General features: G+C 61.1%; 23 protein-coding genes and 2 pseudogenes. 14 read left to right on the top strand and 11 right to left on the bottom strand.

All coding sequences use genetic code 11. From position 1 onward, the window contains the following. Both H096_RS02650 and H096_RS02655 read left to right on the top strand, forming a co-directional pair. Window positions 1-115, top strand: a pseudogene (locus H096_RS02650) (SCO family protein); the annotation flags it as partial. After that, window positions 115-582, top strand: a complete 468-nt coding sequence (locus H096_RS02655; protein WP_033896646.1) for a copper chaperone PCu(A)C — start codon at window positions 115-117, stop codon at window positions 580-582. The pseudogene H096_RS02650 and the gene H096_RS02655, both read left to right, overlap by 1 nt. Window positions 583-642: 60 nt before the next feature. On the opposite strand, the gene H096_RS02660 is transcribed toward H096_RS02655, so the two are convergent. The 3 genes from H096_RS02660 to H096_RS02670 form a co-directional block, all read right to left on the bottom strand. Beyond that, window positions 643-2,757, bottom strand: a complete 2,115-nt coding sequence (locus H096_RS02660; protein WP_033896647.1) for a molybdopterin cofactor-binding domain-containing protein — start codon at window positions 2,755-2,757, stop codon at window positions 643-645. Next, window positions 2,754-3,209 carry a (2Fe-2S)-binding protein gene (locus H096_RS02665; protein WP_033896649.1) on the bottom strand — a complete coding sequence of 152 codons (456 nt, stop codon included), beginning with the start codon at window positions 3,207-3,209 and terminating at the stop codon, window positions 2,754-2,756. The genes H096_RS02660 and H096_RS02665 overlap by 4 nt, the downstream gene beginning before the upstream one ends. Before the next feature lie 92 nt (window positions 3,210-3,301). After that, the gene (locus tag H096_RS02670; RefSeq protein WP_033896651.1) at window positions 3,302-4,225 is read right to left on the bottom strand and encodes a LysR family transcriptional regulator; all 924 of its coding nucleotides are present in this window, start codon (window positions 4,223-4,225) and stop codon (window positions 3,302-3,304) included. 209 nt (window positions 4,226-4,434) lie between these two features. Here H096_RS02670 and H096_RS02675 point away from each other — a divergent pair, with 209 nt between their 5' ends. Beyond that, the gene (locus tag H096_RS02675; RefSeq protein ID WP_033896652.1) at window positions 4,435-6,048 is read left to right on the top strand and encodes an argininosuccinate lyase; all 1,614 of its coding nucleotides are present in this window, start codon (window positions 4,435-4,437) and stop codon (window positions 6,046-6,048) included. A 173-nt stretch (window positions 6,049-6,221) separates the two neighbouring features. Here the strand turns inward: H096_RS02675 and H096_RS02680 are convergent, their stop codons facing one another. Next, window positions 6,222-7,430, bottom strand: a complete 1,209-nt coding sequence (locus tag H096_RS02680; protein ID WP_033896654.1) for a cation:dicarboxylase symporter family transporter — start codon at window positions 7,428-7,430, stop codon at window positions 6,222-6,224. 118 nt (window positions 7,431-7,548) lie between these two features. On the opposite strand from H096_RS02680, the gene H096_RS02685 reads away from it, so the two are divergent. Continuing rightward, window positions 7,549-8,508, top strand: a complete 960-nt coding sequence (locus H096_RS02685) for a LysR substrate-binding domain-containing protein (protein WP_033896655.1) — start codon at window positions 7,549-7,551, stop codon at window positions 8,506-8,508. Here H096_RS02685 and H096_RS02690 read toward each other — a convergent pair. Next, window positions 8,417-9,352 (bottom strand): LysR family transcriptional regulator, encoded by a 936-nt coding sequence (locus tag H096_RS02690; RefSeq protein ID WP_033896656.1) that lies wholly within the window; start codon window positions 9,350-9,352, stop codon window positions 8,417-8,419. The two genes, H096_RS02685 and H096_RS02690, sit on opposite strands and share 92 nt — an antisense overlap. A gap of 87 nt (window positions 9,353-9,439) precedes the next feature. Here H096_RS02690 and H096_RS02695 point away from each other — a divergent pair, with 87 nt between their 5' ends. Next, entirely contained in the window at window positions 9,440-10,471 is a 1,032-nt protein-coding gene (locus H096_RS02695) for an NADP-dependent oxidoreductase (protein WP_033896657.1), read from the top strand. Here H096_RS02695 and H096_RS02700 read toward each other — a convergent pair. After that, window positions 10,458-10,787 (bottom strand): annotated as a pseudogene (locus H096_RS02700) (DHCW motif cupin fold protein). The gene H096_RS02695 and the pseudogene H096_RS02700 sit on opposite strands and share 14 nt — an antisense overlap. A 125-nt stretch (window positions 10,788-10,912) precedes the next feature. Here H096_RS02700 and H096_RS02705 point away from each other — a divergent pair. Next, window positions 10,913-11,401, top strand: coding sequence for an HIT family protein (locus H096_RS02705; protein ID WP_033896658.1), 489 nt, complete (start codon window positions 10,913-10,915; stop codon window positions 11,399-11,401). Here the strand turns inward: H096_RS02705 and H096_RS02710 are convergent. Then, window positions 11,395-13,305, bottom strand: a complete 1,911-nt coding sequence (locus H096_RS02710) for a sigma-54-dependent Fis family transcriptional regulator (protein WP_033896659.1) — start codon at window positions 13,303-13,305, stop codon at window positions 11,395-11,397. The genes H096_RS02705 and H096_RS02710 overlap by 7 nt on opposite strands. 194 nt (window positions 13,306-13,499) lie before the next feature. On the opposite strand from H096_RS02710, the gene H096_RS02715 reads away from it, so the two are divergent. From H096_RS02715 to H096_RS34335, 4 genes are all read left to right on the top strand, one after another. Further along, window positions 13,500-14,366, top strand: coding sequence for a DUF1932 domain-containing protein (locus H096_RS02715; RefSeq protein ID WP_033896661.1), 867 nt, complete (start codon window positions 13,500-13,502; stop codon window positions 14,364-14,366). Between the two features lie 9 nt (window positions 14,367-14,375). After that, window positions 14,376-15,080, top strand: a complete 705-nt coding sequence (locus tag H096_RS02720) for an S-adenosylmethionine--2-demethylmenaquinone methyltransferase (RefSeq protein ID WP_033896662.1) — start codon at window positions 14,376-14,378, stop codon at window positions 15,078-15,080. A 79-nt stretch (window positions 15,081-15,159) separates the two neighbouring features. Continuing rightward, window positions 15,160-16,521 (top strand): citrate:proton symporter, encoded by a 1,362-nt coding sequence (locus H096_RS02725; protein WP_033896663.1) that lies wholly within the window; start codon window positions 15,160-15,162, stop codon window positions 16,519-16,521. Between the two features lie 639 nt (window positions 16,522-17,160). Then, window positions 17,161-17,469: a hypothetical protein gene (locus H096_RS34335; RefSeq protein WP_206542891.1), complete on the top strand. Its 309-nt coding sequence runs from the start codon at window positions 17,161-17,163 to the stop codon at window positions 17,467-17,469. Here H096_RS34335 and H096_RS02735 read toward each other — a convergent pair. Together H096_RS02735 and H096_RS02740 are read right to left on the bottom strand one after the other, a co-directional pair. Beyond that, window positions 17,426-17,902, bottom strand: a complete 477-nt coding sequence (locus tag H096_RS02735) for a DUF488 domain-containing protein (protein WP_033896664.1) — start codon at window positions 17,900-17,902, stop codon at window positions 17,426-17,428. The two genes, H096_RS34335 and H096_RS02735, sit on opposite strands and share 44 nt — an antisense overlap. Window positions 17,903-18,032: 130 nt before the next feature. After that, window positions 18,033-18,518, bottom strand: coding sequence for a GNAT family N-acetyltransferase (locus tag H096_RS02740; RefSeq protein ID WP_033896665.1), 486 nt, complete (start codon window positions 18,516-18,518; stop codon window positions 18,033-18,035). A 175-nt stretch (window positions 18,519-18,693) separates the two neighbouring features. On the opposite strand from H096_RS02740, the gene H096_RS02745 reads away from it, so the two are divergent. Next, the gene (locus tag H096_RS02745) at window positions 18,694-19,029 is read left to right on the top strand and encodes a hypothetical protein (RefSeq protein ID WP_033896666.1); all 336 of its coding nucleotides are present in this window, start codon (window positions 18,694-18,696) and stop codon (window positions 19,027-19,029) included. Here the strand turns inward: H096_RS02745 and H096_RS02750 are convergent. Further along, entirely contained in the window at window positions 19,019-20,632 is a 1,614-nt protein-coding gene (locus H096_RS02750; protein WP_033896668.1) for a hybrid sensor histidine kinase/response regulator, read from the bottom strand. The two genes, H096_RS02745 and H096_RS02750, sit on opposite strands and share 11 nt — an antisense overlap. A 116-nt stretch (window positions 20,633-20,748) precedes the next feature. On the opposite strand from H096_RS02750, the gene H096_RS02755 reads away from it, so the two are divergent. Then, on the top strand, window positions 20,749-21,351 hold the full coding sequence (locus tag H096_RS02755; RefSeq protein WP_033896669.1) for a response regulator transcription factor: 603 nt from the start codon (window positions 20,749-20,751) through the stop codon (window positions 21,349-21,351). Here the strand turns inward: H096_RS02755 and H096_RS02760 are convergent. Further along, window positions 21,348-21,782 carry a GNAT family N-acetyltransferase gene (locus H096_RS02760; RefSeq protein ID WP_033896670.1) on the bottom strand — a complete coding sequence of 145 codons (435 nt, stop codon included), beginning with the start codon at window positions 21,780-21,782 and terminating at the stop codon, window positions 21,348-21,350. The genes H096_RS02755 and H096_RS02760 overlap by 4 nt on opposite strands. Window positions 21,783-21,963: 181 nt before the next feature. Here H096_RS02760 and H096_RS02765 point away from each other — a divergent pair, with 181 nt between their 5' ends. Both H096_RS02765 and H096_RS02770 read left to right on the top strand, forming a co-directional pair. Beyond that, entirely contained in the window at window positions 21,964-23,253 is a 1,290-nt protein-coding gene (locus H096_RS02765) for an NAD(P)/FAD-dependent oxidoreductase (protein WP_033896672.1), read from the top strand. A gap of 25 nt (window positions 23,254-23,278) precedes the next feature. Beyond that, window positions 23,279-23,689 carry a RidA family protein gene (locus H096_RS02770; RefSeq protein WP_033896673.1) on the top strand — a complete coding sequence of 137 codons (411 nt, stop codon included), beginning with the start codon at window positions 23,279-23,281 and terminating at the stop codon, window positions 23,687-23,689. Window positions 23,690-23,695 lie beyond the last annotated feature (6 nt).

Raw genomic sequence — 23,695 nt, forward strand, 5'->3', positions numbered from 1 at the left:
CACCGCCACCAGTTTCGTGTTCGACACCCGTGGCAACCTGCGCCTGGGCCTGCAGGCATCCCTTACCGCTAAAGAGTGCGCAGAAGACCTGCTCACCGTCATGGAGGTCTGCTAATGACTGCCGTTCAACACCTCAAACGCACCCTCATCGGCATGACCCTGCTGGGCCTCGCCGCCCACGCCAGCGCCCAGGTGCAAGTCACCGACGCCTGGGTACGCGCCACCGTGCCGGGCCAGCCGTCCAGCGGCGCGTTCATGACCGTCACCGCCGACACTGACAGCAAACTGCTGAGCGTGGCCTCGCCGGTGGCCAAGGACGTGCAGATCCATGAAATGAGCATGAAGGACGACGTCATGCGCATGGGCCCGGTGGATTCGGTAGCCCTGCCCGCCGGCAAGGCCGTGACCCTCGACCCAAATGGCTACCACGTAATGCTGATGGGCCTGACCGGCCAGATCAAGGAAGGCGACCAAGTACCGCTGACCCTCACCGTACAAAATGCCAAGGGCGAAAAGCAGGCGATTGAAGTGAAGGCCCCGGCCCGTGGCGTGGATGGGATGGACCACAGCAAGATGCATTGAGGCACGGGCTTCTGTGGTGAGCGGGCAAACCTGCCCACCACAAAGCCCTGCTCGAATCAGTCACACAACAATAGGCAACCGGCGCACGCGCTTACCCGTCGCCGCAAACACCGCGTTCACCACCGCCGGGGCAATCGTCACCGTCGACACCTCGCCAATCCCGCCCGGTGTTTCCTCGCTGTCCAGCAGGTACGTGTCGATCAGCGGCGCTTCATTCATCCGCAGCAGGCGGTAGCTGTCGAAATTGGCTTGTTCCACTCGTCCGTCCTTGAAGGTGATGTTGCCGAACAACGCCGCCGTCAGGCCGAAGATTGCCCCACCCTGCATCTGCGCGACCACGCTGTCGGGCACGATGGCTCCGCCGCAGTCCACCACGCAGGTGACTTTGTGCACCCGCACCTGGCCCGCCTCCACACTGACTTCTGCCACCTGCGCCGCGTAGGTGCCAAAACAAAAGGTCAATGCCACCCCCCGACCACGTCCTAGCGCCAGCGGCGTGTCCCATTGGGCGCGTTGCGCCACGGCCTCCAGCACCTTGCGCGCACGCGGATGTTTGTCCAGCAGGGCCAGGCGATAGACGATCGGATCCTGCCCGGCCAGATGGGCCAGTTCGTCGATAAAACCTTCCACCATGAACACATTCTGGGTATGCCCCACTCCCCGCCAGAAACCCGTGGTAATGCCCGCGGGCGGTTCGTGGCGCACGTAGTTCACGCCGATATTGGCGAAGTCATAGGGGCCGCTGGGGTCTCGGATTGCATCACCGTCGATGCCATGGGTGAAGCGCTCCGGCAACCAGCGCGCGAGGATCGATGAGCCGGTGACTTTATGGGTCCACACGGTGGGTTTGCCGCTGGCATCGAGCCCGGCGCTGAGGTGGTTGAAATGGTAAGGGCGCAAGGTGCTGTGGCGGGTGTCTTCCTCACGCGACCAGATGACTTTGAGGGGAAATGTCACTTGCTTGGCAAAGGCCACGGCGTGGGCCACGAAGTCCACGTCCAGGCGCCGACCGAAGCCGCCGCCGAGCAAATGGTTGTGTACCTGCACCTGGTTTTCCGCCAGGCCCGTCTGCTGCATCGCCACCGCCTGGGCCCGCGCCGGCACCTGGCTGCCGAGCCACAGGTCGCAGCCATCGGGCCGTACATGCACGGTGCAGTTCACCGGTTCCATGCACGCATGCGCCAGAAACGGCACTTCGTACACGGCCTCCAGGATCTTGCTGGCGCCGGCCAACGCCTGTTCGGCGTTGCCCACGGTCTTCACCACCGCACCCGCCGCCTGGGAGGCTTGTTCAATATCCGCGAGCATCTGCGCCGTGGAGAACTGGCCATTGATGCCTTCGTTCCACTGCACACTCAGCAGCGCCAGGGCCTTGCGCGCAGCGCCCATGTGCTCGGCCACCACTGCCACGGCAGTGTCGGTACGCAACACCTGCAGCACGCCCTTCACCGACAGCGCGGCGTGGTCATCGACGCTGACCAGAGTGCCGCCGATCACCGGGCAGGTCATGATCGCAGCCACCTTGAAGCCCTCAGGCCGCGCATCGATGCCATAGCGGGCAGTGCCGTTGACCTTGCTGGCCGAGTCGGTGCGCTGGCGGGTCAGGCCGATCAGTTGGAAGTGTTCGGCGCTCTTGAGTTCGACCTTGTCCGGCAGCGGCAAGGTCGCGGCCTTTTGCACCAATTCGCCATAGGCCAGTTGCCGTTGGCTGTCGGCGTGATAGACCACGCCCTCGCGCGCGCTGCAACGGCTTGGCGCCACGTTCCAGTACAAGGCGGCGGCCTCCAGCAGCAAGGTGCGCGCAGTGGCCCCGGCCTGACGCAAAGGGGTCCAGGCACTGCGTACCGAGGTGGAACCGCCCGTGACCTGGAAACCCAGCAACGGGTTGGCATAGCGCTTGTTATCCGCGGGGGCGTGCTCAAGGGTGACCTGATCCAGGCGCACTGCCAGCTCTTCGGCAATCAACACGGGGATCGAGGTGTAGGTGCCCTGCCCCATTTCCACCTGGGCGATGGTGAAGGTCACCCGACCGTCGCGATCGATCCGGATAAACGCATTCGGCGCAAACACCACGGTTTCATCCGCAACAACCTGCCCCATGGGCAACCTCAGGCTCAGCAGCAAACCACCGCCGCTGGCGGCACTGACTTTAAGAAAACCACGTCGTGTGATCATGCGCTGGCCGCCTGCTTGATCGCCGCACGGATGCGCACGTAGGTGCCGCAGCGGCAGATATTGCCGGCCATGGCGTTGTCGATATCGCTGTCACTGGGGTTCGGGTTGCTGGCCAACAACGCCGAGGCGGACATGATCTGCCCGGACTGGCAGTAGCCGCATTGCACCACTTCCAAGTCACGCCAGGCGGCCTGGATCTTCTGGCCGGCGGGGGTCTCGCCGATGGCTTCGATGGTGGTGATGCTGGCCCCCACCAACGCACTCACCGGCATCACGCACGCGCGGATCGGCGTGCCATTCATCTGCACCGTGCAGGCGCCGCACAGGGCCATGCCGCAACCGAACTTGGTGCCGGTCATGCCCAGCACATCGCGCAACACCCAGAGCAGCGGCGTGTCGTCATCGACATCCACAGTGTGCGGGGTGCCATTGATATTCAGCGTCTGGGCCATGGGACAACTCCTGAGGATGGACGGACCATCTTAGGAGCACGCCGTGCGGCACAGAACGTCGCCAGCCCGCATAGGCTATGAAGGCAAACTTACTAAAGTACTTGCAGTGGTGGCGACGGCGCGAGGCTGGACGGCTCGCGCAGAAAGTCGATCAGTGCACGCAGCTTGCGGCTCACGCGACGGCGATCGGAGTAATACAGGGTGAAGCCGGGCAAGGCCGGGCACCAGTCCTCGAACAGGCTGACCAGTTCACCACGGGCGATAAAGGGGTCGATGTGGCCACTGATCATGTAGCCAATGCCCAGGCCATCCAGCACGCTTTGCACCAAGGCCGACGAGTCGTTGACGATTATCCGCCCGCGCACCGGCAGTTGCAGGGTTTCCAGGCCCCTGGCGAAGTCCCAGCGCTCGACCACGCCGCTGGACGCACGAAACGTGATGCAATTGTGCTGGAGCAATTCGCTGGGATGCTGCGGTGCGTCGTGCCGCGCCAGGTAGGCCGGTGATGCGATCACACGCATGCGCAGAGCGGGGCCGACCTTGACCGCGACCATATCCTGCTCGACGAAATCGCCAAAACGGATACCGGCGTCATAGCCCAGGCGCACGATGTCCACCAGGGCATTTTCCATCGTCAGTTCGAGGTCAATCTGCGGGTGCACCTGCAGAAATGCCGCGAGCACCGGTTGCAGCACGGTCATGTACGCGGCGCGCGGCACGTTGAGACGCAGCAAGCCTGAGGGTGAGCCGCTGCTGTCACCGACTTCCAGGGCCGCAGCCGTCAAGGCGCTGACCGCCGGTTGCACCTTGGCCAGGAAGCCCAGACCTGCTTCCGTGAGGCTGACACTGCGGGTGGTGCGATTGAATAACGCAACGCCCTGGCGCCGCTCCAGGTTGCGAATGACCTGGCTGACCGCCGACGGCGACACACCCAGGCGCACGGCGGCGGCCGAAAAGCTGGCATGTTCAGCGACGCAAACGAAGGTCACCAGCCCGTCGAGTTGATCCTGGCGCATAAAGGGTTCCGCAGAAAATGAACGGTATAGCACAAGCATTGTGAAGACAGGCTTCAAAGCCTGAACAGCATTACAGGGCTAGCGCATTCAATCCAATGCTGTATCCATACCTAAAAGCTCTGCCATCGACACTTACTATATATTTTCAATCTGAAAACAGACTCGATAGCCTGACGGCTCACAATTCCAACAATAAATCGGGTATTCCTGTGAACACATCCCCCCGCGCCCTTAAAAGCCTGCTGCACCTGGCGGTGGCTTTCGCCCTGTTCAACAGCGTTGGCGCCTACGCGGCCAACACCGGCGAGCTGCCCTGCACCACCACCGAACAATGCGCCGCCCAGGCGGCAAAAGTCGGCGCCACGCCGGACAGTGCGCAAACCGAGCGCAAAGCCAAAGGCGATCCCACCCAGACTCAATTCGCCTGGCTCAACCGCATCAACAAAGCCTCGATCGTGATGCTCACCGAAGAAGGCATTGTGAAACCCGAGATGGGCCAGAAGATCGCTGGCGGCGTGCGTTATGCGATCGCCCAAGCCGACCAGCCCGGCGGCACGCGCCCGAGCGATGTGCTGCAACTGGAAAAGATCATGACCGACAAGATCGGTCCCGAGGCCTCGCTGATTCATTCCGGCCGCAGTCGCCAGGACATGCTCGCCACTTACCGCCTGGCCGCCCTGCGCAGCCAGGTGCTGGCCTACAGCGAAGCCCTCAACGCCACGCGCCTGCGCCTGTTGAACATTGCCGACAAGAACGTCGATACCCTGGTGCCGGCCTACACCAACGGCGTGCAGGCCATGCCGATCAGCTATGCGCATTACCTGCTGGCCTTTGAGGCCGCGTTCGACCGTGACGGCCAGCGCATCCGCGAGCTGTACACACGCCTGAACAAAAGCCCGATGGGCACCGCCGTGCTGGCCAATTCGGCCTACCCGCTGAACCGCGAGCGCTTGGCCGAGCTGCTGGGCTTTGATGGCGTGCGTGAGAATTCATTGGATTCCAGCCAGGTATCGACCTATGACATCCCAATCGAGGCGGCCAACCTGGCGTCGTCATCGGCGATTCGCGTGGGCGCCATGATTGGCGACATCCACACCCAGTATCACCAGATCCGCCCATGGTTGCTGTTGGATGAAGAAGCCACTTACACCAGCAGCGCCATGCCGCAAAAACGCAACCCAGGCCTGCTGATGCGTGCCCGAGAGTCCGCCTCGGATGTGGTCGGCCTGGCCCAGGCGGTGACCTTGCGCGCGCACAACGTCACCACCGGCATGACCGACTATAAATTCGCGTTCGATTCCCTGGGCGTATTCCGTTCCACCCAGGAAATGTTCGAAAGCATGGATGCCGTGCTCGACGCGCTGCAGATCAACCCGCAGCGCGCATTGGAAGAACTGGAATCGGAATGGACCACCTCAATGGAGCTGGCCGACACCCTGGAGCGCCAGTTCAAGGTGCCGTTCCGGATTGGCCACAGCTTTGCCTCGCTGATCGTCACCGAAGCGCGCAGCAACGGCACCACGCCGAAAACCTTCCCCTACGCCGACGCGCAGAAGCTGTATCGCCAGGCGGCGGACAAGTACAAGTGGACGCCCAATACCTTGCCGCTGGACGAGGCCGGCTTCCGTGCGGCGCTGTCGCCAACCACCATGGTGCAGACCCGCAAAGGCACGGGCGGGCCGCAGCCGCAAGAGGTCAAGCGCATGCTGGTGGAGGCGCGCAAGACGTTGGAAGGCGATCAGCAGTGGTTGAAAGAGCGGCGTGAGAAGCTCAAGGGCGCTGAAGAAAATCTCGATAAGGCCTTCGATAAGCTTAAGGGCTAACACCCAATCCTAAATGTTGCGGTTTCCTACTGTGGTGAGCGGGCTTGCCCCGCGCTGGGCTGCGACGCAGCCCTTTAAAAACACTGCATTCGGTCTGGATGAATGTGGTGAATGGTTTAAGGGCTGCTGCGCAGCCCAGCGCGGGGCAAGCCCGCTCACTACATAAAGCCAGTTCATGACAGCTCCCGTTGCAACACCCCACGATCAATCGATCGCTGCCACCCACAAATCGCCAGGCACGCCACGCAGTTGCCCAGCACATTGGTCAACGAGCGGCACTTCATCAAGCGTTCCACCCCCAGCAGCAGCCCCACCCCTTCCAGCGGCACCAGTTGCAGGATGTTCAAGGTGGCGATAAGGGTGAACAACGCCGAACCCGCCACGCTGGTAGAGCCCAGCGACGTCACCAGGCAGATCACCAGCACCGCGAGCAACTCCGGCAAGGCGATCTCGACCCCGGCCATATGGGCCAGGAACATGATCGCGGTGGTGAGGTACAGGTTGGTGCCGGCCAGGTTGAAGGTGTAGCCGGTGGTCAATACCAGGCGCACTAATTGCCGGTCGCAGCCCAGCGCTTCAAGTTTATTCACGCAGCCTGGAAGTGCGGCGACAGAAGAGCCGGTAAATGTCACCAGCAATAACTCTTCTTTTAAATACACAATCAATCGGGATAACTTCACCCCGACCAGGCGCGTAATAGTGGCGAACACTAAAACTACAAACAGTGCACTGACCAGATAAATAACCACGACAAACTTCAGCAGGGGCAATACTGAACTCACACCGTATTTACCCACCACGAAGGCCATCGCCCCAAACGCTGCCAACGGGGCAAACGTGAGAATAATCCGCAGCACGTAGAACAGCCCTTGCACCGCCGTTTCCAGCCAGCCCAGGCAGCGATTGCCGAGCGCACTGCCCCGCCCCAGCAGCAACCCGCAGACCATCGCAGCAAACATCACTTGCAAGACCAGGCTTTGGGTAAACACGCGGTACAACGTCGAGGAAGCCGACAGCAGCGACAGCTCATGCAGGAAGTTTTCCGGCAGTACGGGTGGCGTCGGCAACGCGCTGTGTTCCAGGTTGAACACCCAGCCGGTGGCCATGCCGAGCATCAGCGCAGCACAAGACATCAATTGGAAATACAGAATGATCCGCCGCACGACATGGCGGTGATGCGGCTCGCGCTTGATACCGGCGACCCCGGTGGACACCAGCACAAACAGCAGGAAGGGCATCAACCAGCCGACCATCTTGATAAAAGCGTCGCTGAGCACTTTCATCTCAATCGCCAGGTTCGGATAAACCAGGCCCAACATCATGCCAAGTACGATGGCAATCAGAATAGGCAGGGTTCCGTTCTTGGCGTATCGGGTCGGCATCGTTACTCCAGCCTGTTTTTATTTATTGTTATTGTCGCCCCTTGCCGCTTTGGGCATATTGGGCGCCACGGTCGCTGCCGGCCGCAAATAATAAAGTCTTGTCACGGGATATACCACCATGGAACTTCGCCATTTACGCTATTTCATCATGGTGGCTGAAGAGCGACATTTCACCCGTGCCGCCGCGCGCCTGAACATGCAACAACCGCCCCTCAGCCAACAGATCCGCGCCCTCGAAACCGAACTGGGGTTCGACCTGTTCAAGCGCCACCCCAAGGGCGTCGACCTTACCGCCGGTGGCCTGGTGTTCCTCGATGAAGCGCGGATCATCCTCGCCCGTGTCGAACAGGGTTCGCTCAAAGCCTCCCGCGCCGCCCAGGGCATCGAAGGCACGCTGGTGATCGGTTTTACCAGCTCCGCCGCCGCCCATCCGCTGATCCCTCGGATCATCCGTGCCTACCGCGAGCGCTACCCCGGCGTGGAGTTGTCGATCAACGAAGGCAGCGCTCGCGAAGTGACCGAAGACAGTGTCGAAAAACGCATCGACATCGGCATCCTGCGCGCGCCGGTCAGTACGCACCAGAGCCTGACGTTCCATCGCCTGCTCAATGAAGAAATGCTGCTGACCCTGCCCATCGGCCACCCGCTGCTGAACACCCCCGGCAGCGCCATTCCCCTCGCAGCCCTCAAGGATGAACGCTTCATCCTGGTACGCCGCCCCGGCGCGCCGGGGATGTACGCGAACCTGATCAAGGCCTGCCAGAACGCCGGTTTCGAACCGAAAATCGCCTTTGAAGTGGAACGCATGCTCACCAACGTCAGCCTGGTAGCCGCTGGCGAAGGCATCTCGGTGGTCCCGGCGTCGATGCGCGATGTGCACCGCGAAAGCGTGGTGTATTGCCGGATCAAAGACGCACGGCCCAAGCTGCTGGCGCCGATCACGCTGGTGCGACGCACGTTCAATCCGTCGGCGCCATTGCAGAACTTCATTGGGTTGGCGCGGGAGTTGGGTGGGGTGTATCGCAAGGGATCAGGCCACCTGGCCTTGGCTGCGTCATCAGGTGAAAACTCTCGCTGAGCAAGTCGACCGTTGCGCGAATACTGTCGGTTTGACGTGGTACCGCGAACAATCCGTAATTGACGCTCAAGGCCTGACTACCGCTGGGGCCCAGCGAGATCACACGCAGGGTGTCCGGGCGAATATTTTCTGCCGGCAGTAATGCGACGCCCAGGCCGCTTTCCACGGCAGCCATGATCACGCCGATATTCGGGCTGGTGACGGTCACGCGAAAATCGCGGCCGGCGGCCAACAACGCGTCGAACATCAGGCGCCGCCACGCGCAGGGTTCGGCATACACGATCACATCCAACGCCGACGCCGGGTCGATCTCATCATCGATCCCACACACCCAATACAGCGGCATGTTCCAGGTATGCACGGGGTCGGCGGCAAATACCGAGCTCACGCCGACGGCCACGTCGAGCAAACCATCGTGCCAGCGTTCAGCGAGGGCATCGCCGTGGTCCACGGTGATGTCCAGGTGCACGTGGGGGCTGGCACGGCGTAAACGGCCCAGGGCAGCCGGCAACGCTGAGACGGCGATGTCCTCCGACAGGCCGACGCGCACCGTGCCCATCACCGTACGTTCCTTCAAGCGTGTCGCCACCGTTTCGCCGAGCGCCAGAATGCGTGTGGCATAGCTGAGCAACAATTCGCCCTCAGTGGTCGGCACTACACCACGCCCGGTGCGACGCAGCAGGCGTTGACCGAGCAACTCCTCCAGCCGGCGAATCTGCGCGCTTAGCGCCGATTGTGCCCTGCCCGCCTGTTGCGCAGCGCCACTGAGGCTGCCGTGATGACACACCGCAACAAAAGTATGCAGCAAATAGGGTTCAAACGCGTCGGATATCATGTTTGGCATAACTCTGAATCAACTGCTATCAGCCTACCTTGATACCCACCGTATGACTACGCTGCTCAGCCTGTTCAATCAGTGAGTAGACACATCATGGATAACACCCAGAACCCACGCATCGTATTGGCCGCTCGTCCCGATGGCCGACCGAAGACCAGCGATTTCCGCCTCGAATACGCACCCATCCCAGAGCCGGTCGATGGACAGGTGCTGCTGGAAAACCTTTACCTGTCTCTCGACCCCTACATGCGTTGGCGCATGAGTGCCGCCAAATCGTATGCCGAGCCGGTGGGCATCGGTGAAGTGATGGTCGGTGGCACCGTGGCGCGTATCAAACACTCACGTCATGCCGATTGGCACGAAGGCGATTTCGTCTTGGCCTACGCCGGCTGGCAGCGCTTCGCGTTGTCTGAGGGGCAAGACCTGCGCCGCCTGGACCCAGGCATCGCACCGCTGACCACCGCCCTTGGCGTGCTGGGCATGCCGGGGTTCACGGCCTATGCCGGCCTGCTTAATATCGGCAAGCCCAAACCCGGCGACACGGTCGTCGTCGCAGCGGCGAGCGGTGCAGTCGGCTCAGTGGTCGGCCAGATCGCTCGCCTGCACGGTGCACGCGCCGTGGGCATTGCCGGTGGAGTGGACAAGTGCACATTCGTGAAGGACGAACTGGGCTTTGATGCAGTCATAGACCACCGCGCCCCGGACTTTGCCGAACAGCTGGCCAAGGCGTGCCCCAAGGGTATCGACGTGTACTTTGAAAACGTCGCCGGGCCAGTCTGGGACGCCGTGCGACCGCTACTCAATGATTTTGCACGGATACCCGTGTGCGGTCTGATCGCCCATTACAACGATGGCGCCCTTCAAGAAGCAACGATCGACCGATTGCCCGCAACAATGCATGACATCCTCGCCAAGAGCCTGACCGTGCGCGGATTTATCCAGACCGAATTTGTCGATCAGCAACAGGACACATTCTTGAAAGAAGCTGCGCAGTGGATCGCTGAAGGCAAACTCAAATGGCGCGAGGATGTTGTCGACGGACTGGACCAGGCACCCGAGGCGTTTATCGGGCTGCTGGAAGGGCGCAATTTCGGCAAGTTGATCGTGCGCCTCAATCCACAATAAACAGCTTCGCGCCAATACTCGTCGATGAGCGATGACCTTCCATGTCATTGCCCACCTGATAACTCATTCCGGCCGTCAGGGTGAACTGACGACCGTCTTCCAATTCAGTGTGCAACTCGCCTTCAAGACACAACAGAATATGCCCTCTTCAGCACCAGTGATCCGCCAGGTAGCCGGGGGTATATTCGACCATGCGCACGCGGGTGGTGCCGAAGTGGCAGGTGCGCCATAACGCCTTGCCGATAACGCCCGGATGAATCACGGGTTCGACAGTGGACCAGTCGGTAGTGCCAAAGGGGACGGCAGTGAGTTCCATGATGAGCTCGAAGGTTGGTTAGCGAGGCTTGAGGCTATTCATCTGAAGCAACGGGCGATAGGCACAGATCAAACGCTTTTTTGGGATACAGGTATCCTGCTCGCAACGCTCCCCTGGATTCGCTTATGCACATCGACCCCGCGTACATCCTTCACGAAACCGAACACTGGCTGCTCAACCACCATCTGGCTTCGGCGTTGCCCGGCTACCTCATGCTGGGCGCCAAGGCGCCGATCCACTCCCTGGCCGACATGCCGGAGGCGGCGCTCGCCGAATTAGGTGGGTTGCTGGCGAAGACTCAGCGGGTGATGGAAGCGCAGCTGAAACCGAAATGGCTGTACATCAGCCGTTACGGGCACATGCCGGGGTTCCCGCTGCATTTTCATTTCATCCCGGTGTACGACTGGGTGGAGGAAGCGTTTTGGCGGGACGAGCGCTATCGGCTGCTGCAGGGTTTCGGCAAACAGGGACTGGCGCAAACATTGACCGATGGCGCTGAGTTGACGTTGTTTGTATGGCGTGAGTTTGGCGAAAGTCCCACGCCACCACACATCCAGGGAGACACCGTGCATCGAGTGATGGAGCGGTTGCGCGTAGCCTTTGCGGGTCAGTAGCGCGCACTGTCAAAACACCCAGGGTCCTCATCCAGGTATTTCTTCATTCGCCGCCACAACGTGGTGGTGCTGATCTGCAAGCGTTTGGCCGCTTCTTCGCGGTTGCCGCGCACGCTGGTGAGCACTTCGTGCAGCAGCGCCTTTTCGCTCCTGATGGGCGCGTCCTGCGCAACCGGCACGTCCGCCGAAAGATCCTCCAGCACGTCCTCCAGCCACGGCTGTGCAAACGGCCGGCCCTGGCTCATCACCGCCAGCCGTTCGACGATATTGCCCAGTTGCCGGATATTGCCCGGCCAGGGGTAACCACTCAGGCGCGCCAGCAGTGCTTGCGACGGCTCGGCGGTGTCCATCGGCAGGCTGCGCAACTGGTGGCGCACCAGTTCGGGGATGTCGGCGCGACGTTCACGCAGCGCCGGCAGGTGCAATTTGAGCACGCAGATACGGTAAAAAAAGTCCTCGCGAAACAGCCCTTGGACCATCAATTTCGGCAGGCTTTTGTTGCTGGCGGTGATGATACGGATATCCACCGGAGTGACCTTGTCGTCACCGATACGCACCACTTTGCGCTCCTGCAACGCGCGCAGCAGCTTGACCTGAATGTCGGTGGAGGTTTCGTTGATTTCATCGAGGAAGAGCGTGCCGGTGTGTGCCAGTTCGAACACGCCTGCCTTGCCTTCGTTGAGCGCGCCGGTGAAGGCGCCTTTGACGTAGCCGAACAGTTCACTCTCCAGCACGCCGGGGGCAAACGCCGCGCAGTTGATCGCCACGAACGGCCCGTGTTTGCGGCGCGAAGCGTTGTGGATGCTCTGGGCGAACAACTCTTTGCCGGTGCCGGTTTCGCCTTCGATCATCACTGTGCTGTCCACCGCCGCGTAGGTCAGGGCCAGGCGCTTGGCCTTGGCCAGCGCCGGGCTACTGCCGATAATGTCGTCGAAGTTTTTTTCGGCCAGGTGCTGGCGGGCCAACTGGCGACGCATCTTGCGTTCGATGGCGGTGATTTCGGTCTGGTTTTGCAGGGTGGCGACGGCTCCGATCACGAGGTTGTCCAAGGTGATCGGTGCGATGCTCAGGGTCAGTGACAACCTTCCCAAGGTGATCAGCGCACCCCGCACCGGGCGCCCATGGTTGAGCACCTGGCTGAAGTAGTCCTGGGTCAGCAGGCCGTCGATGCTGTCGCCGATTGCCAGGCTGCCCAGGTACGCGGTGGCCACGCTGTTCATATTGGTGACCGTGCGCTGGCTGTCGACACTGAAGATGCCTTCGGACACACAGTTGAGGATCGACTGGATCATCTCGTAGCGGCTTTGCAGCTCGACGCGTTTGAGCCGCCGCTCTTCCTCGACCTGCAAGAGATGGAGGGCTTCGTCGATGGCTTCATCGGCGGCATCCGCATCGGCTTCGGACATGATGTAGTGCATGCCGCGCGCAATTACCGCCTGACGCAATGAAAGCCCGCCAATCGCCACTTCAATGCCCTCGGCGAGCAAACGGTCCAGCTGCGCTTCTGTAGTTTGATGGCTGCCCAGCGGGTCGATCCGGCAGATCGCGACTTCCGGCATGAAGGGCCGGGCTTTTTCCAGGATGGTCGCGTAGCCCTCGGACGTTGCCAGAAAGGCGATCCTGGCCGAGACCTGCTGCGCCCGGTGATAAGCGTTGATGCAGTCGAAAAACGTGTGCTTGACCTCAACGATGGGCACCCGCAACTGTTCGCGCAACACGCTGGCGGTACGCCCACGGCTGATGATCACGCTGACGCCGCTTGCAATCAACTCGCGGGCCTTGAGTACCGCGTCGTGCTGCGCCGCTTCGACCACCCCCAGCGACAACCCGCGCTGGCCGAGAATGCAGCGCATCACGGCGGTCAGGGTACTGGAGGGGGAAATGACGGCGATGGTGCCTTGCATGGCGGGGCTCGATTAGCGCGGACGAGGATTGCAGATTATTTCAGCCTGCAATTATTTGAAAGACTCTGAAATCAACCAAACCCTCTCAAGGCCGCACGCTTAATTTCAACTTATTGTTTTTAATGACAATTAAAGCCATGGCACAGCCCTTGCTCTTCCTTCATCAATAACAAAGACAATGAAGGAAACACTGCATGGATATCGTCTTCATCGGGTTTGGCGAAGCCGCCTACCACCTCTGCGCCGGCCTGCGCACCACGGGCGATCTACAGATATGTGCGTTCGACGCCAACGTCAGCCCCGCCCTGCAGCAACGCGCCGACCAGCAGCACGTCACCCTCTTCGACTCCCTGGAAAACGCCTGCCGTGACGCGCGCTTCGTGGTGTGCCTGACCAGCGCCAGCAGCGCATTGGGCATCGCGCGTAAAGTCCTGCCGCTGTTGGTGGCAGGGCAAACCTACGTCGATATGAACTCCGCCGCGCCTACCGTCAAACAGGCTATCGACCAGCTGCCGCGCCCTGCCGGCGTAGGCTTTTGCGACAGCGCCGTGATGGGCACCGTCCCCGGCAATAACCACCGCGTGCCGATGCTGCTGGCCGGCAGCGGTGCTGCTGCGTTTGCCGAAGCCTTCACGCCACGCGGCATGCAATTGACCGTGCTGGAAGCTGAAGCCGGTGCCGCCTCCGCCATCAAAATGCTCAAGAGCGTGGTCATGAAAGGCCTGCCGCAATTGCTGCTGGAAGCCTTCCAGGCCGGCGAGAAATTCGGCGTGCTGGACACGCTGGTCGCGTCCCTCGGCGACTCGTTGAACGGCAAGACCGTCGAGCAACTGGCCAATACCTTCACCGCCCGCACGCTGATCCACGCCAAGCGCCGCAGTGCGGAAATGGACGATGCGGTCACCACCCTCGAAGCCGCTGGCGTGGACGCCACCATGACCCGTGCGACCCAAGGCCAGCTGGATAAATTGGCCGCCACCGACTGGGCCAGCCTGCTCGGCCCCGATGGCAGCGACATGGATTTTCGCACCGCCATCGCCCACCTGACTGCCCACGCCTGAGAACCTGCCATGAACACTGAACAGTACTTCCCCCTGCCCGATTTGATCCCGAACGATTTGCTGGAGCGCTTCCGCCAACTCAGCCCCGCACAACTGTGCGACGGCATGCAAAGCCTCGGCATCCCGCGCAACGGCTGTATGGACGCTGACCTTATGCCGCTGGATGAACGCAAGGTGATGCTCGGGACCGCCTACACCGTCGACACCGAAGACGGCGACAACTTCCCGATCCACGTGGCCGTGTACCAGGGCCAGCCGGGCTACGTGCTGGTGGTGGCCGGCAAAGCCTACCCCGGCCGCGCCTACATCGGCGACCTGATGGCCGGCGCCGCCCAGGCCGTGGGCTTGGCCGGCATGGTCATCGACGGCTGTGTGCGCGACAAGGTGCCGTTGGCACAACTGGATATCCCGATCTACGCCAAGGGCTTCATGCAACGCAGCCCCGGCAAGCAAGGCCCTGGCAAGATCAACGCCAGCGTGACCTGTGCCGGTGTGGAAGTTGCGCCGGGAGACCTGGTGTTCGGCGATTACGACGGCGTCACCGTGGTGCCCCGCGCGCGGCTATTGGAAGTGCTGGAGGCCTCCGAGAAAAAAAGTGCGTATGAAAACCAGCGCCGCGAGGTGATCGACGAATACACTCGCTGCCGAGACAGCGGCCTGCCTCTTCCCCCACTGGCCCCGGCGTGGGTCACCCAACTGCTGGAAGGCCAGTAACGCCCAAGGCTGCACCCGGGGTGCCTGGCACCCCAACCCGCTGCGCTCACTATAAAAATAATATTGTGGAGACGTTCAGATGCTGACAGTTCTGGGCTATGTGTTGATCACGTCGTTTCTGTTGCTGGTCATCAAGCAAAAACTCTCGCCATTCACCGGCCTGATCGTGGTATCGCTGGCCGTTGGGGTGCTGGTGTGCCTGTTCAACGGCGTGCCGATGGGCACCATCATGACGTGGGTACGCGAGGGCCTGTTCTACTCGCAGAACGAGGCCGGCAAGGTCTCCCTCGGCACGGTCAACCCCACGGTGATGATCCTGTTTGCCGTGCTGTATTTCAGCCTGATGATGAACGTCGGGCTGTTCGATCCGCTGTGCACCTTCCTGATTCGCAAGGCCAACGGCGACCCGCTGAAAATCATCCTGGTCACAGCCTTTACCTCGGCCGTGGTCACCCTGGACGGCGACGGCACCACCACCATCTTGATCATCACCACCGCGTTCCTGCCGCTGTACAAACAGATGGGTATGAAGCTGTCGAACCTGGCGATGCTGATCATCCTGCCGTGCGGCCTGGGCAACTGCTTGCCATGGGGCGGTCCACTGGCACGCGCGGCGGCGGTGCTGAATGTGGAGGTCAATACGTTGTTCGTGGCGATCTTGCCGATTCTCGGCGTGTCGTTCCTCTACGTGTTTTTCATGGCCTACCTGATGGGCATCAAGGAGCGCAAACGCCTGGGCTTTGTGAAGGGTGAAAAAGGCATCGTGACGCCCGAGCAAATCCTGCAGATGGTCAATGTTATCAAGGACCACGACAAAGCACTCAAGCGCCCGCGCCTGTTCCTGTTCAACCTGGCGCTGACCCTGGGCATGCTGGTTATCCTCATTGCCGGCTGGGCCAGCGGTGCCGTGGTGTTCATGCTGGGTACCGCGATTGCGCTGACCGTCAACTACAGCGCCGTGGAACAACGCGAACGCATCACCGCCAACGGTGGCGACGCCGTGGCCGTGGCCTCGATCATCCTGGCTGCGGGGTGTTTCCTGGGCATCTTCAACGGCAGCGGCATGGCCGGCGCCGTGGCCGAACACATGGCCAGCCTGATCCCGGACTCCATGGGCAGCCACACCGCCCTGATCTTCGCCTTCCTCGGCGCCCTCGCCTGCTATGCCTTGCCGGTGGACGCCTACTACTTCGGCATCCTGCCGGTGGTGGCGCCCATTGCCTACAAGTTCGGTATCAGCCCGACCGAGATCGGAGTGGCGTCGTTCATGGGGCAGGCGCTGCGGTATGCCAGCCCGACGGTGGCGTGGTTGTTCCTGCTGATGAACCGTACGGAGATGACGTTCGGGGAGTACCAGAAGGAATTCTTCAAGTGGTCGATCCCGATGTTTTTCATCTTTTTGATCACGGCGATTGTGACGGGGGAGTTGCCGGTGGGGTAAATCATCCACGCCACACTTAACGCCAAGTCAGGGTTCGAATTCTTTATGCATGTGCCGTTACAAGTCTTTCTGGCAGGTCCGCGATGTCGGGATACAGTTCAGAAAAGACCTTTGGATAGGCGTACTCATGAAGCACAAAGTTCGAATCCTGATTTTATGCAAAACCTACCCGTCGCCCAGTGCTAGATTTGCCGAAACATCGTGTGTAGCCGGCATGGACGAAACGGTAATCTCATACGCCTGTACCCCGTACCCTTTCGCCTGATTACCGGGAGCCAGCAGTTTTCCAAATGGCAATGGATAGAGGCGCTCATCGAAAGAAACCCATCTGCCCATAGACCAGAGAGCCATAAGATAGGCGTAGACAGCATCTGCCCAGGAAACATCCTGCCCGCGGGAGAGTGGCATGAACGAAGAGAATGGCTGGATAAGCTGACGGTTTATGACAACTTTGATGCACTGGAAACTGCCAGGATCAACAGCGGCGTTACGCTGGGCCTGGTCAAGCCGTTCAGGATTACCGCGTTGCGTATTCAGAAGTCAGCGTCCGAGAAATGGACGCCGGAGGAAGTTGACAAACTGGAGTCCATGCAACGCTAGCCCAGCCTGTTTGAAGATCAGGAGCGCGCAAGTATCAGGATGTTGGAAAAAGTGCCGTTCGACTTCCACTACACTTACGAATGCCTGACAGACGGGGAAACCAAATCCCACACCCATAAAATCGTCGACTGGGAAGCCAGCCAGCTCTATCGCAATGTTTATCGCAAACATGGCCCCAACGGATGGGAAGGCCCATTTCGACGCAAACTGGAAACTGAATTACCTGCGAAGGACCTGATGCTGCTAATGGGCACCCTCCATCGCTTCCCTGGACAGTGGTTGATTGTCAGCCTGATCTACCCGCCTAAGCGACAGACCGAAGATGCTCATCAAATGCGCCTGCTTTAACGGACAGGTGTTGTGCTGTCAGAGTGTTGTCCAACGCCTGAGCCGCTTCGGCGATTAAGCTTCTATGGCAGAAGCTTGCGTCTGCCTCATAGCAAACCATGCAGATTCGCAGGTCAACAACACTGGACAGTAGCTCTTCCAGCACGGGCGTCTGCGTGCGGATGTAAGCTCGGAAATCACGGGCATAACTGGCCCAGTTGCCATCTTCTTTGTACTGCTTGCGTACCGGTTTTGGGCATCCCAGCGATCGGTTGTGCTCGTAAGCAATACCTTCAGCGGCCAGGCACTGGGCGAAGGCATTTTTCGAAAAACCCTTTTTCCGCGACAGAGGGTACTCCCGCACGTCGAGTACTTTGTCGATACCGGCCTGTTTGAGACGAGCGATGAACGCGTCAATGGACAGGCCCTCATAGCCTGCGGTGTAGAGGGTCATGCGGTTTCTCCTGGAGCCTCCCGGCACGATGACAACTTAAAAAATGCGCGGAGGGCTATACCATTGGCGTTTCCTGATCGCGCCTTGAGGGTGACCGGCGGAGCGAAAAACACATAACAAACCTTGGACGTCAGCGCTGAGCACCATTCAGCAAAATCACTTTCTTCATCGGGATACACGCCAACTCCAGACCCGACGGCGAGTGATAAACCGCCTCTTCATCCCCCACATACCCACACGCCCGATAAAAACTCGCCGCATTCAGCGTCGCATCCAGCACCACGGTTTCAATCGCCATCTCCCGCGCCACCGTCTCAAGGTGGTCGAGCATTGCCTTGCCATATCCGCGACCGCTGCACTCGGGCAATACGAACAGGGCGCCGACTTCGTGGTTGTCCGGGTCAAGCATTCCAGTGACGACCGCCTCACCGTTCAGCCAGCCCAGGTAAAACGGTTTACCCATCAGCGCGCTGTAACCATCCTCGGCTCTGCCCCGCGTCCACAACAGCATTTGCTCACGCGTATAAGCGCCGATGCATTGGCTGCGAATGGCCTGCAAGCGGATGTCGAACGCCACTTGGGCGTCCCCTGGGGTCGCCCGTTTTATCTCCAACATTTCACGCCTCCTCCATGAAATCATCGTGCCATTAGCACACTTGTGCTAATCGACCCTTCTCCCTTGCGGCGCTATATTCCCCGGCACTTCCAACGCTCTCCCGGCACCGTGCATCCCTTGCGCGTGGGCGCGTTGTGCGCTGGAAAAACCATAACAACCCCAAGGAAGAAGCACCATGAAACTGCAATCCTCCGTTACCCGTCTCACCCTGCTGGGCGCCTTGATCATTGGCGTGGCCGGCTGCAGCAATATCAAGCCTACTGAAGACCATCTCAAGACGCTGTCGGAAACCAACCTGGGCGAACCGGTCAAGCGTATCTCCAACGTGCGCAGCGACTCGATGACCACCTACTACGTGGCCAGCGCGGCATCCGGGGAGTACAACTGCTCGGTGCCCAGCGGTGCCAGCGGCGGCATGTTTGCCGTGGCCAGCTTCGGCATGATGAAACCTGCCGCCTACTGCCAGCCCAAAGGTGCACGCGGCAACCCACTCCAGGGCTTTACCCAGTAACCGCCTCCTGGCTCAGTTCCCGCAGGACACCGCGCAGTTCAGTGGGGCGCACAGGCTTGGAGAGAATGGCGATCTGACGGTCGCGCAACGCGGCCTGGATTTTCTCCACATCGTGCCCGGTGAGGATCAGCGCCGGGACCGCCCAGCCGCGTTGTTCGCGCAGGGCGTCGATGCATTCGATGCCAGTGGCGTGGTTGCCCAGGTCGTAGTCGGCGACGATGATGTCGCAGTCACTGACCAGATCACGCCCCGAAGACTCCGCCTGCACCTCGCACCCCCAGCGCTCCAGCAGCGCCTGGGTGGCGAGCAGCACGTTGTGGTCATCTTCCACCAGGCACACCTTCAAACCGGTGAGCAACCCGGCCTGGCGCGTGTCGTCGCGCGGTGCTGTTGCACGCGGCGCGGTGGCCAGAGTGAGGCCATGCAGGCTCACGGAAGTGCCACGGCCCACCCGTGAGCGCAGGCTCACGTGCACGCCCATCAACTGCCCCAGGCGCTTGACGATGGACAGCCCGAGGCCCACGCCTTCGACGTCTTTGTCACGCAGGTGGCGTACCCGATAAAACTCCTCGAAGACCTTTGACAGATGCTCCTCGGCAATCCCCCGCCCCCGGTCATGAATCTCCACCGCCAAACCGCCGTCGCGGATACGCACGCCGATCAGCACCGGACGCTGTGCGCCATATTTGAAGCAGTTGGACAGCACGTTCTGCACCATGGTCGCCAGCAGCGCCGGGTCAACCAACACCCAATGTGCGCACGGCCGCAGGCGCAACTCCACACCGGCCCAGCGCGCGGCCTCGGCGTTCTGCCGCACAAGGTCGGCAAGGAACTCGCCCAGGTGCACCGCCTGGTACTTGGGCAGCAGACGGCCGTTATCGAGGGTGTAGAGGTCGAGAATCGAGCGGAACAGTTGCGACACGTTCAGCAGCGACCGGTCGATGTTGTCCACCAGTCGCCGCTCTTCATCACCCAGGCGCGCTTCGCGCAGGCACGCGGTGAACAGGCCGATGGAGTGGATCGGCTGGCGCAGGTCGTGGCTGGCCTGGGCGAGGAAACGGGATTTTTCCAGGTTGGCGGCGATGGCTTGCTCGGACGCCTTGCGCGTGCGCTCCAGCAGGATATGCGCGTACACCGGGATCACCGTGCTGGTGATCATCAGCATCAACACCATGAAGGGTTGCGCCTGCCACACCGGCGTGAGCCGATACACGACCACCAACGCCAACAACGCCAACGCCGTGGCAATCGCCAGGTATCGCGAGCCGTAGCGCATGCCATTGCCGAGGTTGACCCACACCATCACCGCATACAACGGCAGTGCTGCCTCGCCACCGACTACCATGCCGAACGAGGTGCCGGTGTAGTCGTGAAGCATCCCGAAAATCCGCCGCGCCGGGTAATGCCCAGGCCAGCGCACGATGACCTGGCGCAACACAATGGAGGCCAGCAGGAACAGGAAGATATACAGGATCACCGGCAGGTAAGTGTCCACCGACTGTCCGGGCAGAAAGCCCAACACGCTGATGTAAACGATAGCGATGGAGGCAACCACAATGCGCAGGTTGGCCTGGTCGAGTTCGGAGTTGGTCTCAAGACTCATGGGGTTACGTCCTTGTGCGGCAATCAACAAATCCAACTTGCGTCACAGGCAGGCCTCGGACGCGGTGGTAAGGTAGCATGCGACCGCACAGCCTTGCCCCAGGAAGGAGCACCCACATGACCGGTCGCATCATCATCGCCGACGACCATCCGATGTTTCGCGAAGCCATGCTGCGCACCGTGCAGCGCTTGCTGCCGGACGCCGCGGTGCAGGAAGCCGGCGACCTCGACGGGGTACTCGCGCTGATCCGCGAAGGCGGCGAGGTCGACACCCTGATCCTCGACCTGCGCTTCCCCGGCCTGACCTGCATGAGCCAACTGGTCGACCTGCGCCAGCAACTGCGGCGCACCACGTTGATCGTGGTGTCGATGGTGGATGACCCGGCGTTGATCGATCAAGTGATGGCATTGGGCGCAGACGGCTTCATCGGCAAGAACATCGCCCCCGACGAGATCGGCCAGGCGCTGCTGGCCATCCGCGAAGGCGAAGTACTGGTCAAGTTCGCCCCTTCCGGCCTGCTGCCGCTGGACACCCACACCCTCACCGCCCGCCAGCAGGACGTGCTGCGCCTGATCGCCCAGGGCAAGACCAACAAGGAAATCGCCAAGGCCCTGGATATCTCGCCATTTACCGTGCGCATCCATGTGTCGTCGCTGCTGCGCACGCTGGATGTACCGTCGCGGGCGGCGGCGGCGGTGAAGTATTCCGGGGAGTTCTAGGCGTTCTCATTACCGGCGCGGGTGAAGGAATAGCGGTCAATGTCGGTGCGCAGCTTCCAGCCTTGGCCTTGCCAATAATCAGCGGCGCTGATGTTGGTCTTGAACACATCGAGGTGGCATTTGTGAATGCCCTGCTGCGCCAGCGCGTCGAGGCAGCGTTGCGCCAGGGCTTGCGCAATGCCCTGACGGCGATAGTCCGGCAGTACCAACAAGTGTTGCAGGTAACCGCGACGGCCGTCGTGGCCGCACATCACACAGGCGATCAACTGACCTTCGGTTTCGGCAACAAAACTCATATCGGGATTACGTGCCAGATAGCGCTCGGTGGCGGAGCGGGAGTCGGCGTCGCGCAGGGAGATGCCGGGAGTGCCTTGCATGAGCGCGAGGACGGCGTCGTAGTCGGCTGGGGTCATCACACGAAGGTTAAACATGGGCTGTGCCTGAGGTGAAGGGCCGATCAGATTGGCACACTTTTGTGACGCGCCCCAGCGCTCTGCATCCGATATTTATGCTCACTTCCCAGCTTAATAATATTTTATTTATAACCCCCCTCCCCCTAGCCTTGAAGTCATGCAAACGCTGAATCCAACTGCATTACGCAAGGACAGAGACATGACTGAAGCAATAACAAAAACAGACACGCTGGTGGTGGGCGCCGGCCAAGCTGGCGTGGCCATGAGCGAGCATTTGAGCAAGCAAGGTGTGCCCCACCTGGTGCTGGAGCGCAGCCGTATTGCCGAGCGCTGGCGCACCGGGCGTTGGGATTCGCTGGTGGCCAATGGCCCGGCCTGGCATGACCGCTTTCCGGGGTTGGAATTCGACACGGTCGCTGCGGATGGGTTTGCGCCGAAAGAGCGTGTGGCGGATTACTTTGAGGCCTATGCCCGCAAGTTCAACGCGCCGATCCGTAGCGGTGTGGAGGTGCTGTCCGTGGTGCGTAATGTCGGTCGCCCTGGCTTTACCGTGCACACCAGCGAAGGCGTGATCGAGGCCAACCGTGTGGTCGCCGCTACCGGGCCGTTCCAGAAACCGGTGATTCCGGCCATCGCGCCGAAAGACACTCCGTTGCACCAGATCCATTCCGCTGACTATCGCAACCCCACACAACTGCCGGCCGGCGCCGTGCTGGTGGTGGGCGCGGGTTCCTCCGGCGTGCAGATCGCCGATGAATTGCAGCGCGCCGGGCGCCAGGTGTACCTCTCGGTCGGTGCCCATGACCGCCCGCCTCGCGCCTATCGCAACCGCGACTTCTGCTGGTGGCTGGGGGTGCTGGGCGAGTGGGACCAGGCGGCCATGAAACCCGGCCGCGAGCACGTGACCATCGCGGTCAGCGGTGCACACGGCGGCAAGACCATCGACTTCCGTGAGCTGGCGCAGCAAGGCATGACCCTGGTCGGCCTCACGCAAGCGTTCAACGGCAGTGTCGCCAGCTTCCAGCCGAACCTGGTAGAAAACCTGGCACGCGGCGATGAAAACTACCTGGCCCTGTTGGATGCGGCCGACGCCTATATCGAGCGCAATGGCGTTGACCTGCCGCTGGAGCCCGAGGCCCGTCGCGTGTTTCCCGATGCGGACTGCATCAAAAATCCGATCCTGGAACTGGACCTTGCCCAGGCCGGCGTCACCTCGATCATCTGGGCCACCGGGTTTGCCGTGGACTACAGCTGGTTGAAGGTCGCCGCCTTCGACGAAGCCGGCAAGCCCCAGCATCAGCGTGGCGTGTCCAGCGAAGCGGGGATCTACTTCCTCGGCTTGCCGTGGCAATCGCGCCGGGGTTCGTCGTTTATCTGGGGCGTTTGGCATGACGCCAAGTATGTGGCCGACCACATCGCGATCCAGCGTCAATACCTTGAATACCGCGAAGCCGCCCCGGTGGTTCGTCCGTCCCCTGTCAGCGCCTGATCCCTTTATTGCCGGAGTTTTTCTGATGCCTACTCACACTCGCATCCGCATGTTCAACACCAAGGAAACCTACCCTAACCAGAGCCTGGACAACGACCTGTGCCAGGCCGTGCGCGCCGGCAATACCGTGTACGTGCGCGGCCAGGTGGGCACGGATTTCGAGGGCAATCTGATCGGCCTTGGCGACCCGCGCGCCCAGACTGAGCAAGCCATGAAAAACGTCAAGCAACTGCTGGAAGAGGCCGGCAGCGACCTGTCGCACATCGTCAAGACCACCACCTACCTGATCGACCCGCGCTACCGCGAACCGGTGTACCAGGAAGTCGGCAAATGGCTCAAGGGCGTGTTCCCGATTTCCACAGGGCTGGTGGTGTCGGCCCTCGGCCAGCCACAGTGGTTGATGGAAATTGATGTGATCGCCGTTATTCCCGAGTAAGGAGCC

The organism is Pseudomonas sp. FH1, from assembly GCF_000510895.2.
Taxonomy (GTDB): domain Bacteria; phylum Pseudomonadota; class Gammaproteobacteria; order Pseudomonadales; family Pseudomonadaceae; genus Aquipseudomonas; species Aquipseudomonas azotoformans_A.